The organism is Actinophytocola oryzae (assembly GCF_004364325.1).
Classification (GTDB): domain Bacteria; phylum Actinomycetota; class Actinomycetes; order Mycobacteriales; family Pseudonocardiaceae; genus Actinophytocola; species Actinophytocola oryzae.
Genome location: NZ_SOCP01000011.1, coordinates 108,769 through 123,975, shown reverse-complemented (window position 1 = coordinate 123,975; position 15,207 = coordinate 108,769). Strand labels below are relative to the sequence as shown.

13 protein-coding genes are annotated in these 15,207 nt (G+C 70.0%); 7 read left to right on the top strand and 6 right to left on the bottom strand.

Annotated elements, in window-relative coordinates; translation table 11 throughout:
• Positions 1-5 precede the first annotated feature (5 nt).
• Positions 6-2,789: a choice-of-anchor D domain-containing protein gene (locus CLV71_RS27880; RefSeq protein WP_133905833.1), complete on the bottom strand. Its 2,784-nt coding sequence runs from the start codon at positions 2,787-2,789 to the stop codon at positions 6-8.
• A 186-nt stretch (positions 2,790-2,975) separates the two neighbouring features.
• On the opposite strand from CLV71_RS27880, the gene CLV71_RS27875 reads away from it, so the two are divergent.
• Both CLV71_RS27875 and CLV71_RS27870 read left to right on the top strand, forming a co-directional pair.
• The gene (locus tag CLV71_RS27875; RefSeq protein WP_133905832.1) at positions 2,976-4,322 is read left to right on the top strand and encodes a COG1470 family protein; all 1,347 of its coding nucleotides are present in this window, start codon (positions 2,976-2,978) and stop codon (positions 4,320-4,322) included.
• Positions 4,323-4,522: 200 nt separating this feature from the next.
• On the top strand, positions 4,523-5,158 hold the full coding sequence (locus CLV71_RS27870; RefSeq protein WP_133905831.1) for a helix-turn-helix transcriptional regulator: 636 nt from the start codon (positions 4,523-4,525) through the stop codon (positions 5,156-5,158).
• A gap of 520 nt (positions 5,159-5,678) precedes the next feature.
• On the opposite strand, the gene CLV71_RS27865 is transcribed toward CLV71_RS27870, so the two are convergent.
• The 3 genes from CLV71_RS27865 to CLV71_RS27855 form a co-directional block, all read right to left on the bottom strand.
• Positions 5,679-6,350, bottom strand: a complete 672-nt coding sequence (locus tag CLV71_RS27865) for a response regulator (protein WP_133905830.1) — start codon at positions 6,348-6,350, stop codon at positions 5,679-5,681.
• Positions 6,350-8,467 carry an ATP-binding protein gene (locus tag CLV71_RS49495; protein ID WP_133905829.1) on the bottom strand — a complete coding sequence of 706 codons (2,118 nt, stop codon included), beginning with the start codon at positions 8,465-8,467 and terminating at the stop codon, positions 6,350-6,352. Before CLV71_RS49495 ends, CLV71_RS27865 begins: the two co-directional genes overlap by 1 nt.
• 323 nt (positions 8,468-8,790) lie before the next feature.
• Positions 8,791-9,924, bottom strand: a complete 1,134-nt coding sequence (locus tag CLV71_RS27855; RefSeq protein WP_133905828.1) for a hypothetical protein — start codon at positions 9,922-9,924, stop codon at positions 8,791-8,793.
• A 100-nt stretch (positions 9,925-10,024) separates the two neighbouring features.
• Here CLV71_RS27855 and CLV71_RS27850 point away from each other — a divergent pair, with 100 nt between their 5' ends.
• On the top strand, positions 10,025-10,495 hold the full coding sequence (locus CLV71_RS27850) for an NUDIX hydrolase (protein ID WP_133905827.1): 471 nt from the start codon (positions 10,025-10,027) through the stop codon (positions 10,493-10,495).
• A gap of 93 nt (positions 10,496-10,588) precedes the next feature.
• Here the strand turns inward: CLV71_RS27850 and CLV71_RS27845 are convergent, their stop codons facing one another.
• Positions 10,589-11,203, bottom strand: coding sequence for a TetR/AcrR family transcriptional regulator (locus tag CLV71_RS27845; RefSeq protein WP_133905826.1), 615 nt, complete (start codon positions 11,201-11,203; stop codon positions 10,589-10,591).
• Between the two features lie 90 nt (positions 11,204-11,293).
• Between CLV71_RS27845 and CLV71_RS27840 the strand changes: the two genes are divergently transcribed.
• The 3 genes from CLV71_RS27840 to CLV71_RS27830 are packed head-to-tail and all read left to right on the top strand — an operon-like array spanning position 11,294 to position 13,959.
• Positions 11,294-12,445 (top strand): acyl-CoA dehydrogenase family protein, encoded by a 1,152-nt coding sequence (locus tag CLV71_RS27840; protein WP_133905825.1) that lies wholly within the window; start codon positions 11,294-11,296, stop codon positions 12,443-12,445.
• Between the two features lie 13 nt (positions 12,446-12,458).
• Entirely contained in the window at positions 12,459-13,595 is a 1,137-nt protein-coding gene (locus tag CLV71_RS27835; RefSeq protein WP_133905824.1) for a CaiB/BaiF CoA transferase family protein, read from the top strand.
• Between the two features lie 52 nt (positions 13,596-13,647).
• Complete coding sequence (locus CLV71_RS27830) at positions 13,648-13,959, top strand: STAS domain-containing protein (RefSeq protein ID WP_133905823.1); 312 nt, start codon at positions 13,648-13,650, stop codon at positions 13,957-13,959.
• Positions 13,960-13,967: 8 nt separating this feature from the next.
• Here CLV71_RS27830 and CLV71_RS27825 read toward each other — a convergent pair whose 3' ends face one another.
• Complete coding sequence (locus CLV71_RS27825) at positions 13,968-14,732, bottom strand: crotonase/enoyl-CoA hydratase family protein (protein ID WP_133905822.1); 765 nt, start codon at positions 14,730-14,732, stop codon at positions 13,968-13,970.
• A 105-nt stretch (positions 14,733-14,837) separates the two neighbouring features.
• On the opposite strand from CLV71_RS27825, the gene CLV71_RS47975 reads away from it, so the two are divergent.
• On the top strand, positions 14,838-14,999 hold the full coding sequence (locus CLV71_RS47975) for a hypothetical protein (protein WP_166664285.1): 162 nt from the start codon (positions 14,838-14,840) through the stop codon (positions 14,997-14,999).
• The last annotated feature ends 208 nt before the right edge of the window (positions 15,000-15,207 follow it).

Below are 15,207 nucleotides of genomic sequence, written 5' to 3'. Positions count from 1 at the left end.
TCGTGTCAGCTGCGGACCACGAAGTCCGACGCCGTGACCGACGGGGTCACGATCAACAGCGGCCGTTCGGCCTTGATGGCGGTGCCGTCGATGGTGGCGATCACCGGGCGGTTGCCGATCGTCGACTTCGGCAGGATCAGCAGGCCCTGGGAGAACGCGCCCGTCGCGTCGGCGACGGCCTTCGCGGTCTCGGTCGAGCCCGTGATCGTGATCGTGACCGGCTTGTTCGGCGCGAAGCCCGTGCCGCCGACCGTCACCACGCGGCCCGGCTGCGTCACGCCGGGCACCACCTGGATCGTCGGTGTGCTTCCCTTGCCCGTCAGGCCGATCAGGTGCGCGGCGCCGCCCGGCGCGTCGTCGGTGAACCGCAGGACCGCCGCGCGGTCGCCGGAGGCGGCAGGCGAGAACGCCACCGTCACCTGGCAGGTTCCCTTGGGTGCCAACGGTTTCCCGGTGCACGTGTCGGCGGTGACCGGGAAGTCGGCCTGTGCCGTCGCGGACACGATCTCGACGGTCTTGACGGTCAGCGGCGAGCCACCGGTGTTCGTCACCGTCACGGTCTGGGTCGGGCCGTCCGAGAGCAGCAGCCGGTCACCGAAGGCGAGCGGGTCGGGCCCGGCGGCGAAGCGTGCCTCCTCCGGCGGGACGGCCTCCCTGGTTCCCCTGCCGCGCAACGGAACCGTGAACTGGCGGCCATCACGCAGCGTCAGCCGCAGCGTGCCGTCCCGGTCGCCCTCGTCGGTCGGCGCGAACGTCACCGACACCTCGCAGTTCCCGGCCTGCTGCAGGACCACGGCCTCGCCGGCACACGTCTGGGCGCCGAGCGCGAACTCGTCCGACCCCTCGACCACGACGTCCGTGATCACCATCGGCCCAGTGCCGACGTGGTCGAACCGCACCACCCTGTCGAACGTGTCGCCGAGCTCCACCTCGCCGAAGTCCAGCGGCGTCGGGTCGGCCCGCAGGTCCGGCCGGAACGTCCGCACGAACACGTCCGTGCGCCCGTTGCCGTCGGTCTCGCCGCTCGGCAGCAGGTTCGTCGCGTCCGAGTCGAACGCGACCGTGGACCCGTTGTGGGACAACGAAGGCGTCGTCCTCGTGTACGGCGGCGAGTCGTCGTCACCACCGCAGGTGGCGCCATCGGGCACCTCCTCGGCGCAGTCCGTGCCGGTGCCTGCCGACGCGAGCGTGCCGGGGAGCCGGGGCTGCTCCTCCCGCAGACGCGCCCGGTCGACGACGAGGTCCCGCACGACGACCTGGCAGACCACGCGCTCGTCGCGGGTCTCCGAGGTCGGTGGCAGGCCGGACAGGTTGAGCATCTTCCCGCGCGCCAGGTCGCCCCGGTAGGTGAGGCAGCTGTAGCCCTCGCCGACCGACACGTCGATGCCGTCGTGCGCGTTCGCGTTGTCGGTGGCGAACGCGAGGAACCGGCCGTCGCCCGACAGCGCGGGCGTGGCCCCGTTGATGATCTCGTTGTCGTTGTCGCGGGAGGCGACGATCGAGTCGACCGGCGTCGCGTCCGAGGAGATGCGCACCACGTACACCATCGGCTGCGACGCGACGGACGACCAGCAGCTGCCCTCGGAGCAGTAGTTCTCGTACTCCTCTGCCTCGAACGCGATCTCCCCGCCGTTGGCCGAGATCGAGGGCCCGGTGAGGTTGACCGACTCGTCCGCCGACAGGTACGTGACCGCCTCGGCCGTCGTGTTGACGTCCCAGTCGACCCGCAGCACCGCGTCGGACTCCATGTCCCTGCGGATCACCGCGTGGAACGGGACGTAGTCCGGGAACTCGCCGCCGCCCTCGGCACGCACGTAGTCCGCGACGAGCACGATGTACCGGCCGTCCGCCGACACGTCGCCCCAGTACTGGGACGTCGGCTGCTGCCCGTCGAGCGGGGTCGACACGAGCTGGGCGCCGCTGCCCGGCGCCGCGACCGCGCTCGCCACCCCGCCGACCTCGGCCCGCAGCCGCGCGGTGCGCACGGCGTTGACGTACCCCTCGCCGGTGTCGTAGTAGTCCTCCCACACGATCCGGCTCGCGTCGTCCGACAGCTTCGGGTAGGACGGGTAGTCCGTGCGGTAGTGGGCGCCGCTGTCGCTGTCGTACCACTGCGGCACGTTCACCCGGAAGTACCGGTAGTCGAGGTCGCCGCCGTCGCGGGCCTCGTCGAACGTCCCGTCCCCGTCCGGGTCCCGGTCGCAGACGAGGATGTCCCCGTCGGTGTCGTCGTCCTCGGGCACGATGTTGTCCGCCGACGTCACGAACGCGACGTACCGGCCGTCCCCCGAGATCGTCGGCTGGTAGCTGGCGCCGGTGGCCGCCACCTCGCCGAGGTCCAGGGTCGGCTGCGCGCCGTTCAGTGACAGCAGCGGGTCCCCGGTGAGCCTCGGCCTGCCGATGGGAGGCTCGTCGGGCGTCGGGTCGGGTGTCGGGTCCACCGGCGGCCTGGTGAACTGGCCCCGGCTGATCAGCACCGTCCTGTTGTTCCGCAGGTCGCGGACGTAGACGTTCTGCTGGTCACCGGTCTCGACGGTGTCCAGCCGCGAGGACGACGTGAACACCACCGCCGTGCCGTCCGCCGACAGCTCCTGGTCGTAGCCGCCGCTCGGGGACTCCGGCGGTGGAGTGCCGTTCCCGACCGAGGCGCGTACGGTCGAGCCGGGTGCTGCCGCCGCCTGGGCCGGCGAGCTCTGGCCGGACAGCAGCACGACGGCGGAAACGCCCGCTACCGTCGCGGCGACTGCCATCGCGACGGCGCGTTTGCTGCGGAGTATGGAAGTGGGCACGGCTCGACCTCACAGATAGGCGTGGTTCACCGCGCCTGACGGTATGGCGAACGGCCCTCACCCGGTCCCGGCGCGCGGGTGGCGTAGTGGACGCCCGGACGCGCCCGATGGGGCAGCCCGCCCCGCCCTGCCACGCTCCCTTGCGCAAGCTGCCCGCGACCGTTGTGGAGAAGACACTCCATTGCCATGGGAGCTACCACGTCGCTGGCGAGCAGGCAGCTGTCCGTGACCCCGGGCCAGTCGATCGAGGCAAAGATCCTGGTACGGAACAACGGCACGCTTGTCGACCAGTTCACTTTGGACATAGTCGGCGATTCTCGGGAGTGGACCGAGGTCGAGCCGCGCGTCATGAACCTGATGCCGGGGGCGGACGGCGAGGCCACGGTGCGGTTCACGCCGCCGCGTAACTCGTCGGTGCCTGCCGGGCAGGTGCCCTTCGGGGTGCGGGTGCTCTCGCGTGAGGACCCGCAGAACTCGTCGGTCGCCGAGGGCGTCGTCGACGTCGAGCCGTTCATGGACCTGCAGCTCGAGCTGTCGCCCAAGACCTCGAAGTGCCGCACCAGGGCGGTACACGAGATCGTCGTCGACAACTCCGGCAACTACCCGATCCCGGTCGAGGTGATCACCAACGACCCCGAGGAGCAGCTGAAGCTGACCCTCGACCACAGCTCGCTGGTCGTCCAGCCGGGCACGTCGGCGTTCCTGAAGCTCAAGGCCAAGCCGCACGACCGGTTCATGCGCGGCCAGGACAAGCGGCTGCCGTTCGGCGTGACCGCGACCTCCGGCGAGCTGCCGCCGATCAACGCCGAGGGCACGGTCGTCCAGCAGCAGCTGCTGCCGAAGTGGCTGCTGCCGGTGGCCGTCGCGGCCCTCGCGGCCGCGGTGGTGTTGACCGTCCTGTGGTTCACGCTCGTCAAGCCGACCGTGCAGACGGCCGCGCGCGAGGCGGGCAAGCAGCAGGCCCAGGCGGAGAACGCCGCGATGATGGAGCAGGTCGACCAGGCCGAGAAGAAGGCAGACACGGCCGAGGACAAGGCCGTCGCCGCGGAGAAGAAGGTCGACGACATGGCCGCGGGTGGTGGCCCCGGCGGTGCCGGCGCGGACGAGGGTGCCCGCGGCGCCACAGAGGACTCGAAGGGCGTGAACATCCGCACCGGACAGGCCGTCGACTTCCGCATCACCACCGACGCCGACGCGCGGCCAGACCCCGAGGAGTTCGACGCGTTCGACGTCCCGGAGGGCGCCATCCCCGCGGACAAGACGCTGGTGATCACCGACATCATCCTGCAGAACCCGCGCGGCGACGCGGGCACGCTGCAGATCAAGCGCGGCGACGACGTGCTGTACGAGACGGGCCTCGCGAACTTCCGGGACCTCGACTTCCACTTCCTCGAGCCGCTGGTGTTCAGCCCGGACAAGCCGCTCACGATCGACGTCAGCTGCCAGCTGCCCGGCGCACCCGAGCCCGCGACGGGGAAGTGCCGTCCGTCGGTGTCCTTCTCCGGCAGGCTCTCCGGCCCCTCGGCGGGGTAGAATTACTTGTATCTGGGGCCCCCGACGCTGCTCGGGGGCCCTTCTGCGTGACCGGCCGGCCACGTTCGGTGTCACCGGCGGGCAAACCCGGGACACTGGTCCCATGTGCCCGGGACGCACCATGGGGCAGTCTTTCTCCTGCGCGGGCTTCGACGTGCTGGGCGTCGAGTCGGGGGCGTGCTAGGGAGAGCAGAAAACAGATGTTGGAGCAAAGCCGTATCCCGGTCGTCGTGCGGGCGACCGACCCGATCCTGCAGAGCGGCGTCCAGATGGCGCTGCGCACGCGGCAGGAGGTGTGGCTGGTCGACGAGGAAGCCGCCGTGGCTCCCGACTCCGTCGCCCTCGTGGTGACCGACCGTTTCGACGACCGGGGGGCACAACTGCTGCGGACGCTTCAGGTCCGGGGCTTCACGCGCGTGGTGCTGATCGCGGGGGAACTGGAAGACACGGAGATCCTGACGGCCGTCGAGGGCGGCGTCTGCGCGGTCGCCCGCCGCGCCGACACGACCCCGGATGTCCTGGTGCGACTGGTGAAGGCCGCTGCCGCGGGCGAGGGGGCACTGCCCCCGGACCTGCTGGGCCGACTGCTGAACCGGGTTTCCCGCCTGCAGCGCCACGTACTGGAGCCGAGGGGGCTCCACCTGGCGGGCATCACGAACCGGGAGACCGAGGTGCTGCGCCTGGTCGCGTCGGGCCTGTCCACGAAGGAGATCGCGGACAAGCTGTGCTACTCGCAGCGGACGGTCAAAAGCATCCTCCACGACGTGACGAACCGTTTCCAGCTGAAGAACCGCTCCCACGCGGTGGCCTACGCCCTCCGCGAAGGGTTGATCTGAACTGATGTCCTCTGTGGGCGGTCCCGATCGGGACCGCCCACCTGCATGCACTGAAGGACGCCTTCCTAACGTTGGGCGCTCTGACTGGCCGTACTGAAGGCGTCCTTCGTAACGCTGGGCGTTCTGATGGGCGCCTTCGTAACGTTGGGCGCTCTGACTGGGCGTACTGAAGGCGTCCTTCGTAACGCTGGGCGTTCTGATGGGCGCCTTCGTAACGTTGGGCGCTCTGACTGGCCGTACTGAAGGCGTCCTTCGTAACGCTGGGCGTTCTGATGGGCGCCTTCGTAACGTTGGGCGCTCTGACTGGCCGTACTGAAGGCGTCCTTCGTAACGCTGGGCGTACTGATGGGCGCCTTCGTAACGTTGGGCGCTCTGACTGGCCGTACTGAAGGCGTCCTTCGTAACGCTGGGCGTACTGATGGACGCCTTCGTAACGCTGGGCGCTCTGACTGGGCGTACTGATGGACGCCTTCGTAACGTTGGCCGTACTGAAGGCGTCCTTCAGTACGGCCGGTCCGGCCTACTGCCCGTGTGAGCCCTCACCCATGCCTGCCTTCCGCGCCCGCACGATGGCCTGTGCGCGGTCGGCGACGTGGAGCTTCGTGAAGATGCTCGACACGTGGTTGCGGACCGTCTTGGGGGACAGGGACAGGCGCCGCGCGATCGTCGAGTTGCTCTCGCCGTCGGCGATGAGTGCCAGCACCTCCCGCTCCCGGGAGGTCAGCTCCGGGAAGATCGGGTCCGAGGTCTGCACGGGCCCCGCGTTGAAGAAACCGAGCACCCGGGTGGCGATGTCCGGCCCGAAGATCGCCTCGCCTCGGCCCACCGCGTGCACCGCGCGGACGATCTCCTCCTGCCCCGCCCCCTTCAGCAGGTACCCCCTGGCTCCGGCCCGCATGGCGGCGAAGACGGACTCCGTGTCGTTGAACATGGTCAGCACCATGATCCCGATCGTCGGCCGTTCGCTCACGATCTGGCGGGTCGCCTCGATGCCGTCGATGTCGGGCAGGTGGAGGTCCATCACCACGACGTCCGGCTCGAAGGTCCTCGCGGCCGACACCGCGTCCCGGCCGTTCGCGGCCTCGCCGACGACGTCGAGGGACGGCTCGTCCGACAGGACCGTGCACAGGCCGAACCGGAACAGCGGGTGGTCGTCGACCACCAGCACCCGCAGCCGCGGAGTCGTCTCCATCACCCGCCCTCCTTTGGCAGGGGAAGCGTAGCGAACACCCTTGTCCCACCGTCGTGATCCGCCTCGACCAGGCACTCGCCGCCCAGTTCCGTCGCCCGTTCGCGCATCGAGGACAGCCCCACGCCACCGCCCGGCACGGCGGGCAGCCCGATGCCGTCGTCCACGACCTCGATGTGCAGGTCGTCGTCGACCCACAGCCGCACCGCGCACGACTTCGCCGACGCGTGCCTGGTCACGTTCGTCAGTGCCTCGCAGATGATCCGGTACGCGGCCACGTCGACCGGCGCGGGCAGCTTCGGCATGCTGGCCGGTACCTCCAGCACTATCGTCACCCCGTCCTCCTGTTCGTCGCGGCCGCCGGTCCGGCTCGCGAGTGCCCCGGCGTACTCCCGGATTGCCGGGATCAACCCGATCCTGTCGAGCACCGGCGGGCGCAGGCCGTGCGCGAGCCTGCGGATCTCGACGATCGCCGCCTGCAGCTCGTCCCGTAATCGCCCCAGGAGTTCACCCGTCGGTGTGACGTCACCGACCGTCCGCCTGCTGACGTCCAGCCCCAGCGCGATCGCGGCGAGCGTCGGGCCCACTCCGTCGTGCAGCTCGTGCAGTATCCGCCGCCGTTCCATCTCCCGCGCCTGCACGAGCCGGTCCCTGCTGCGCCGCAGGTCCCTGGTGAGCCGCGCGGTGTACACGGCCGCGCCTGCGTGCCGGGCGACCTCGGCGAGTGCGATCCGGTCCGGTCGCGTCAGCTCGCGCTGCGCGGACCGCCGTCCCACGACCAGGTTCCCGACGCGCTCGCCGTGGTAGGTCAGCGGCATCCGGTACAGCTCCCCGGTCGGTGTGCCGACGCTCGCCGCCGTCTCGCTGCGCCCGCGGGCCTGGATCTCGATCGCCATGTGGGGTAATCGAAGCGCGGCGGCGACGGTCTCGATGATCTCCGGCAGCAGCGCGGGCACGATCGGCGTGTTCTCCAGCCTGGACGCGAGTCCGGACACCACCCGGTACGGGTCCTCCCTGTCCCCGTACAGCCGCTTGTTGACCAGCGACTGCAGACGCGCCCGAACAGGCTGGGACACCACGGCGATGGCCGCCGCCACCGCGGCCTGCCACCACACGCTCGTGATGGGCCCGAACAAAGCCGACCACAGGCTGACCACCGCGACGTACAGGCCGACGGCTCCGATCGTGAGCGCGCCGTAGACCACGGTCCTGCTGACCGCGACCTCGATGTTGAGCGCCCGGTGCCGCAGCACGGCCGCCGACATCGCGACCGGCACCGCCATGAACGGCAACGCCTGCATCTCGTAGGACACAAGGGGTTTGCCCGCCACGATCACCGGGACCACCCAGATCACGAAGTACGCCACCACACTGCCGATCAGCGCGGCCAGGAGCCACAGCGTCGGCCGCCGCGTCGGCACGCCCCCGCGCCGGAACTTGCGGACCAGCAGCGTGGTGATGACCGGCGGGTACACGAACAGCGCGGGCAGCACGGGCACGATCAGGATGTAGAGCCGTTCCAGGGGCCCCGGCAGCAGGAGCACGGTGGCCAGCCAGACAAGGCCGTAGAGCACGACCGGTCCGGCGTACCCGGCGAGCACCTGCCACCGCTGCCGTCGCGTGAGCGTCGTCGCGGGATAGGCGATCGCGAAGTGCAGCACCGCGCCCCACAGCAGCGCGAACGCGACCTGTCCGGTGTAGTGCCGCCAGAACTGGTTGCCCGCGACGAGATCCACCGCGGTCAGCGGGAAGAACCCCGCCCCGACGATCGCGACGATCCCGATCGCCGAGGTCAGCAGCGTGGCGTGCGCGGACGGATCCCTCGGTCTGGCCCAGAAGACGGTGACGGTGGTGGCCACGAGCAGCACCCCCACCAGCATCATGGGCCACCAGTCGGCGATGGCGGGCAGCAGCGGGAAGTGGTGGAGCGTGACGTCGACGACCAACTGCCTCCCGTTGCGCTCCACCCGGTAGGAGAGGACGTCACCCGCGCTGGTCGTGGCACCCCCCGGCGGCCGTTCGAGCCGCTCGGCGAGGCGCTGCCCGTCAATGGCGAGAACCTCGTCCCCCAAGCGGAGCGGGCTGTCGGTCCCGATGGCGGAGACGACGATGTGCCCCATGGACACAGCACTGTCCGCGGGGCTGATGGTGGCGCCGTCCGTTGGCGAGGCAACCCTCGACCAGACGCACCATCCGGCAGCCCCGAAGAGGGCAAGGGCGATCAGTAGGAGCGAGGCGGGTACACGCCGCGCGCCCGCCGGGTCGAACACGTCTGGATCATCTCGCAATCCCGTTCCGCAAGACAGGGCACAACGACACCGTTGCCCAATGGTGCGGCACAGTGTGACCGCTGGTCAGTGCCCTTTGGGGCCGGGCGGGTCGATCTTGCGAAAAGGGCCGCCAGGAACACGTGGTGCTCCGGGCGGCCCTTCCGTGGATCCGGCTACTTCTCGTCCTTCTCGCCGTCCTTGACCAGCTCCGGCGCGGGAGGAGCGGCAGGCAGGTCGCCGAGCCCCTTCTCCGTGTCGTCCTTCCCGGCGTCCGCCTTCTCCGCCGCCGCGTCGGAAGTCCCGTTGGTGGCGGCGTTCTCCTCCGAGGCACTCGCCGCCGCCGCGGTCGCGGCACCCGGTGCGCTCGCGGGAGCAGGCGCCTCGACCGACGCGGGCGGGGCAGGGGGAGCGGGCGGCGTGACCGGTGCCGCCTGCGCCGGGGTCTGCGTTTCCTCGGCGGACGCGGACGAGTCCTGTGCCGCGACGGTGGCCCCGCTGACCACGACCGTGGTGTCCGACGAGTTGTCGTCCTCGTCGGCTGCCTTGTCCGCCCACTCCGCGTCCGTCGCCCGCTCGGCGGACAGGTCCTTGGCGGGCGCCGCACCGACGGGCATCTGCGCACCGGGAGCCCCGGCAGGCGCGGGCCGGTACCCGTAGGGCGCCGGGAAACCCATCTTCGGCGTGTTCGGCTCCTCGCGGAACGCCCGCTGCCGCTGCCCCACGTGTGCCAGCACCACCGCGACCAAGCCGACCCCGAGTCCACACAGCGGCAGGACCAGCCCGAGTCCCACCAGGTAGTCCAGCGACTCACCCGACTCCAGCGGCCGGTTGTCGTAGGTGGACGACTCCCTCAGCACCTGCAGCGACTCGAGCAGCAGCACCCCCAGCAGCACACCGACCCCGGCGGTGATGAGCGAGCGACTGCCGGTGGTCGGGCCGGGCGACCGCGTGGACGAGGCCACGAAGGCGAACACCGCGCCGAGCACCAACAACGCCGCCACCAACAGGAGAACCAGCCAGAAGAGCAGGTTCTCCGTCTCGAACGGCGTCGAGCTGCCGTCGTCGGTGAGGCTCCACCAACTGATCTTGCTGGCGGTCACCGTGGTCTGGTCGCCACCCTCGAAGGTGTTGCGGAAGGTGGTGATCGGCGCGAACGACCCGCCGAAGGCGAGGCCGGCGGCCACCAACGCGAGGATCCCGGCCAGCATGCTGGTCAGGCCACCACCAGCAGCCTTCGGCGGCGCGGCACGCATCATCGGCGGCGGCAGGGGCTGGTAGCGGGGGTAGCTGGGTGCGGGCTGAGTCACACGGGGCATCTTGCCAGTGCCCCGAAGTGACCTGACCGTCGCCCGAACGGACACCCGGTACCCACTGGGACACCACCAGCCGACGTGACTGACTGGGTCCATGAGCGAGGACACCGTCGTGCTCGGCACGGCCATCGTCCGTGAGTCCCGGCTGTTCGTGGCGTGCCGCTCGCAGCCCCCGTCCATGGCCGGCTACTGGGAGCTGCCCGGCGCCGAGACGAGGGGCGACGAGCGCGACACTCTCGACGACTTCTTCAAGCACGAGTTCGGTGTCGGCCTGAGCTGCGTGGACCAGCTGCTCTCCGACCGCACGATCCTCGGCTGGCAGGACGCCGACGACAACCCGGTGCGGGCGGTACTGCGGGTGTGGCGCTGCCAGCTCCCCAGCGAGGCCACCTTCGACCTCGATCTCGGCGACCCCCGGCCGAGCGGCTACCGCTACGACGACGCCGGGTGGGTGCCGCTCGACGACCTCGACTCCATCGGCCCGTGGCGGGACGAGGCGCGGATGGCGGCAGCCGAGATCGCCGACTACTACTTCGCTGACGTCGTGTGGCAGAGCGCGGACTGACTGTCATTCGTTGCTAGAGCAAACGTCACGTATCGCGTCCGCGACCCTCTTCTCTGTTAGTGCGGTGAGCGGCCCGCGCGAGGGCCGGGCCGCTCACCGCCTTCCGAACTGGTCGACGACCAGCGTCTTCCACTCCGTGAGCAGTGCGGCGCGCCGCCGCTCGTCCCCGCCGATCATGGCGTCGAGGGCAAGCCCCCGGACCAGGTTCACGGTCAGCAGCACCAGCGCCCTGAGCCGCTCGTCGTCCATCGGCGCGCCGAGGAGCTCGCGGTAGAACTCCAGCGTCGCGTGCCCGAGCGCCCGGTCGACGGGCAGCAGCGTCGCCCGCAGCTCGGGGTCGGTGCGCGCCGCGACCCACAGTTCGACGGCCGCGGTCGACAGCGTCCCCGAGTACGCCCGCCACAGCAGGTCGATGCCTGCCTCGATCCGCTCCTGCCCGGCGGGCAGCTCGGTCGTCGCCGTGAGGATCTCCTCCGACAGCCGCTTGAACAGGTGCTCCAGCGCGCTCGTCATCAGCTCGGCCTTGGTCGTGAAGTGGTGCTGCTGCGCGCCACGCGACAACCCGGCCCGCTGGCAGATCTCCTGCACGGTCGTGCGTGCGTACCCCAGCTCGACCAGGCACTCGATCGTGGCGTCGAGCAGCAGCTCACGCGTGCGCTCGCTGCGTTCCGCCTGGGTGCGGTGCTTTCTCGTGGTCGGCGACGCCATGCTGGCTCCCGTTTGCTTTACGTGCAGGAGTGCACGCAGGTACATTCAAAGCAGACTTTACATGCCGTACGGATTGTTTTTGGAGGTTTCATGCCGCTCACCCAGCGTTCCTCGTGGCTCGACGCCGACCTCGACTCCTTCCGCGACCTGGCGCACTCCTTCTGCCAGAAGGAGCTGGCGCCGAACCAGGAGCGCTGGTCGGCGGCCAAGCAGGTGGACCGCGAGCTGTGGCTGAAGGCGGGCGAGGTCGGCCTGCTGTGCCTGTCGATCCCCGAGGAGTACGGCGGCGGTGGCGGCACGTTCGCGCACGAGGCCGTCCTGCTCGACGAGCAGGCCAGGGCGGGGGACGACGCGTGGGGCCACGTCGTGCACTCCGGCATCGTGGCGCACTACGTCAGCTCCTGTGGCACCGAGGACCAGAAGCGCCGCTGGCTGCCGAAGCTGGCGTCCGGGGAGCTGGTCGGCGCCATCGCGATGACCGAGCCCGGCACCGGCTCCGACCTGCAGAACGTCAAGACGAAGGCCATCCGCGACGGTGACCACTACGTCATCAACGGCGCCAAGACCTTCATCACCAACGGCCACCAGGCCGAGCTGGTCGTCGTGGTCGCGAAGACCGACCCCGGTGAGGCGGCCAAGGGCGTGTCCCTGCTCGTGCTGGAGACCGAGGGGGCGGAGGGCTTCCGGCGGGGCCGCGTGCTCGACAAGATCGGCATGCACGGCCAGGACACGTCCGAGCTGTTCTTCGACGACGTCCGCGTGCCGGCCGAGAACCTGCTCGGCGAGGTCGAGGGGCAGGGCTTCGTCCAGCTCATGCGGCAGCTCCCGCAGGAACGGCTGCTCATCGCCGTGTCCGCGGTCTCGGCCATGGAGATAGCGCTCGAGCAGACCGTGCGGTACACGAAGGAGCGCAGCGCCTTCGGCCGTGAGATCTTCAAGTTCCAGAACACCCGCTTCAAACTCGCCGAGTGCGCCACCGAGGTCGCGGTCGCCAAGGCGTTCCTCGACCAGTGCGTCGAACGGCACCTGAAGGGCGACCTCGACGTGACCGGCGCCGCGATGGTCAAGTGGTGGACCACCGACCGCCTCTCACGGGTGGCCGACGAGTGCCTGCAGCTGTTCGGCGGCTACGGCTACATGAGCGAGTACCCGATCTCGCGGGCGTGGACCTCCGCGCGGGTGCAGCGGATCTTCGGCGGCACGAACGAGATCATGAAGGAAATCATCTCTCGTTCCCTGTAACAAGGAGAAGAACTTGGGACCGCTCGCAGGTCTGAAGGTCGTCGAGCTGGTCGGGCTCGCGCCCGCGCCGTTCGCCGCGACGGTGCTCGCCGACTACGGCGCCGACGTGGTCCGCGTGGACCGCGTCAGGCCGGGCTTCGACGTGCCGGTGTTCCCGCGCGACCCGCTGTCGCGCAGCAGGCGGTGGATCGGCGTCGACACGAAGTCGCCCGAGGGCCGCGACATCGTGCTGCGGCTGGTCGAGGAGGCTGACGTTCTGGTCGAGGGATACCGACCGGGTGTCACCGAACGGCTCGGCCTCGGTCCCGACGACTGCCTGTCACGAAACCCGCGCCTGGTCTACGGCCGGATCACCGGGTGGGGCCAGGACGGCCCGCTCGCGCAGACAGCCGGGCACGACATCAACTACATCAGTGTTTCCGGCGCGCTGGAGCCGATCGGCAGGGCCGGAGAGCGGCCGGTACCGCCGCTGAACCTGCTGGGCGACTTCGGTGGCGGCGGCATGCTGCTGGCCATGGGGGTGATGGCGGCGCTGGTGGAGCGGTCGGTCTCCGGGCGGGGCCAGGTGGTCGACGCGTCGATGGTCGAGGGGTCCGCCCTGCTCACGGCGGGCATGCACGGCCTGCGCAACCTGGGCCTGTGGGGGAGGGGGCGCGGCGCGAACATGCTCGACGGGGGCGCCCCGTTCTACGACACGTACGAGACCGCCGACGGCCGGTACGTCGCGGTCGGCGCGATCGAGGAACGCTTCTGGACGGCGCTGCTGCGGGTGCTGGAGATCGATCCGGCGACGGTCGAAGGCCGCCTCGACCCCGAGCAGTGGACGCGGGTCAGGGCCGTGCTCGCCGAGGTCATCCGCACCAGGACCCGCGACGAGTGGGCGAGCAGGGCAGAGGGGACGGACGCCTGCCTCACCCCGGTCCTCGACCCGTCCGAGGCCCCCTCGCACCCGCACAACGTGGCGCGGGGGACTTTCGTGACACTCGACGGTGACCCGCAGCCGGCACCCGCGCCCCGGTTCTCGCGCACCGTGCCTGCCGAACCGACCGCGCCCGTGGAGCCGAGGTCGTCCACGAGTGAGGTGCTGACCGGGCTGGGCTACAAGCAGTCGGATATCGACCGTCTGCGTACTGACGGCGTCGTGGCGTAGTCAGGGAAGACCCCGAGGTGTTACCGGTGTGTATCCACATAGTCTCTGCCTCATGACCTCCACAGGGCCTGAGAAATCCTCGCCGGTGACGATCCTCATCGACGGCGCGTCGGGAATCAGCGTCACCGGCATCCTGGACGCCACGACCCTCCCCGAGCTCAACCGGGCGGTGCTCGAGTTCTTCGACCGTGCCGCGGGCTCCGAGATCGACGTGCTGACCCTGGACCTGAGCACCGTCTCGGCCTGCGACGGTGCCGCTTCGGCCGCGGTGCGCCACGCGCAGTCCGTGTGCGCGGACCGGGCGATGGCCCTGCGAGTCGTCCCCAGCGAGGCGGTACGCCAGGTGATGGCCCCCCGCCGCTGACCCCGCGCCTACTCGAACGACCCGTGCCGACCCGCTCCCGCTGTGAAGCGGGTCGCGCCGGCCTCTACTCCCGCCAGAGCTTTTCCGCCGTGCGCGAACTCCGTCGCGAGCGGGTCCGACGCGTCCCACTGCTCGTACACCGACGCCCGGTCGGTCCGCATGCACGTCTGCGGGAACGCGGCCAGCTCCGCCGCGAGCGTTTGCGCGGCCGTCAACGCCGTCCCCTCCGGCACGACACGGTTGGCCAACCCGATCGCCAGTGCCTCCTCCGCCGCCACCGGCCTGCCCGTCAGGATCATGTCCATCGCCCGGCTCTGGCCGATCAACCTGGGCAGCCGGACCGTCCCGCCGTCGATCAGCGGCACGCCCCAGCGTCGACAGAACACCCCGAACACAGCCGTCGTGTCCGTGACACGCAGGTCACACCACAACGCCAGCTCCAAACCGCCTGCCACCGCGTGCCCGTGGACCGCCGCGATCACAGGCTTCGACATTGTCATCCTGGTGGGACCCATCGGGCCGTCACCGTCAGCCACAGGGGTGAGCTGGTTCCCTCTATCGGTACCCACGGCCTTGAGATCCGCCCCCGCGCAGAACGCCGGGCCGATCCCACCGAGCACGGCCACGGACGAGGAGTCGTCCGACTCGAAGGCGCGGAACGCGGCGGCGAGCAGAGCGGCCGTCGGCCCGTCGACGGCGTTGCGCGCGGCGGGCCGGTTGATCAGCACCGTCGTCACGGGACCCGATTTCGTCACAAGAACCGCTTCATCCATGTGTGTCTCCCCTGGGTGATTCGAGTGACGAAGTCGTAGGCTGCTGTGCCTGGAGATGCACGCACCGTAAGCTAGGTGCAGCCATCTGCGTGAACGGAGATAGCGATGAAGGCGAAAAAGGTCCTGATGCTCGTGGCCGTTGCGTTGATCCTGTTCTACGTGATCACGCAACCCGGGCCGGCTGCGGACGCGGTGCAGGGGATCCTCGGGGCGCTCCGCGAGGGCGCGGAGGCGATCATCACCTTCGTGCAGAACCTTTTCGTATAGCACCGCTGACGTCGTGAGGCGCCGCCCGGCAGCTCGCCTGGCGGCGCTTCGCTGTGTGTCCGACCGACGCCTCACGGAGCGTCACCATCGTCCCACGATCCAGCCGCCACATTGGACCGTACGGGTGGATTCTGGCCCCTTAGCCCCAGTTGGCAGGCTTTCCGCGAGATCAGGTCTGGCGAACTGTCGGTGTCGGCCTTTACGGTTC

What these genes read in the sequence shown, in the direction of transcription:
- CLV71_RS27825 (WP_133905822.1), bottom strand. Translation starts at nt 14,732, where the DNA reads ATGGATGAAGCGGTTCTTGTGACGAAATCGGGTCCCGTGACGACGGTG.
- CLV71_RS27870 (WP_133905831.1), top strand. Translation starts at nt 4,523, where the DNA reads ATGTTGGAGCAAAGCCGTATCCCGGTCGTCGTGCGGGCGACCGACCCG.
- CLV71_RS27830 (WP_133905823.1), top strand. Translation starts at nt 13,648, where the DNA reads ATGACCTCCACAGGGCCTGAGAAATCCTCGCCGGTGACGATCCTCATC.
- CLV71_RS27850 (WP_133905827.1), top strand. Translation starts at nt 10,025, where the DNA reads ATGAGCGAGGACACCGTCGTGCTCGGCACGGCCATCGTCCGTGAGTCC.
- CLV71_RS27875 (WP_133905832.1), top strand. Translation starts at nt 2,976, where the DNA reads ATGGGAGCTACCACGTCGCTGGCGAGCAGGCAGCTGTCCGTGACCCCG.
- CLV71_RS27865 (WP_133905830.1), bottom strand. Translation starts at nt 6,350, where the DNA reads ATGGAGACGACTCCGCGGCTGCGGGTGCTGGTGGTCGACGACCACCCG.
- CLV71_RS27840 (WP_133905825.1), top strand. Translation starts at nt 11,294, where the DNA reads ATGCCGCTCACCCAGCGTTCCTCGTGGCTCGACGCCGACCTCGACTCC.
- CLV71_RS47975 (WP_166664285.1), top strand. Translation starts at nt 14,838, where the DNA reads ATGAAGGCGAAAAAGGTCCTGATGCTCGTGGCCGTTGCGTTGATCCTG.
- CLV71_RS27845 (WP_133905826.1), bottom strand. Translation starts at nt 11,203, where the DNA reads ATGGCGTCGCCGACCACGAGAAAGCACCGCACCCAGGCGGAACGCAGC.
- CLV71_RS49495 (WP_133905829.1), bottom strand. Translation starts at nt 8,467, where the DNA reads ATGGGGCACATCGTCGTCTCCGCCATCGGGACCGACAGCCCGCTCCGC.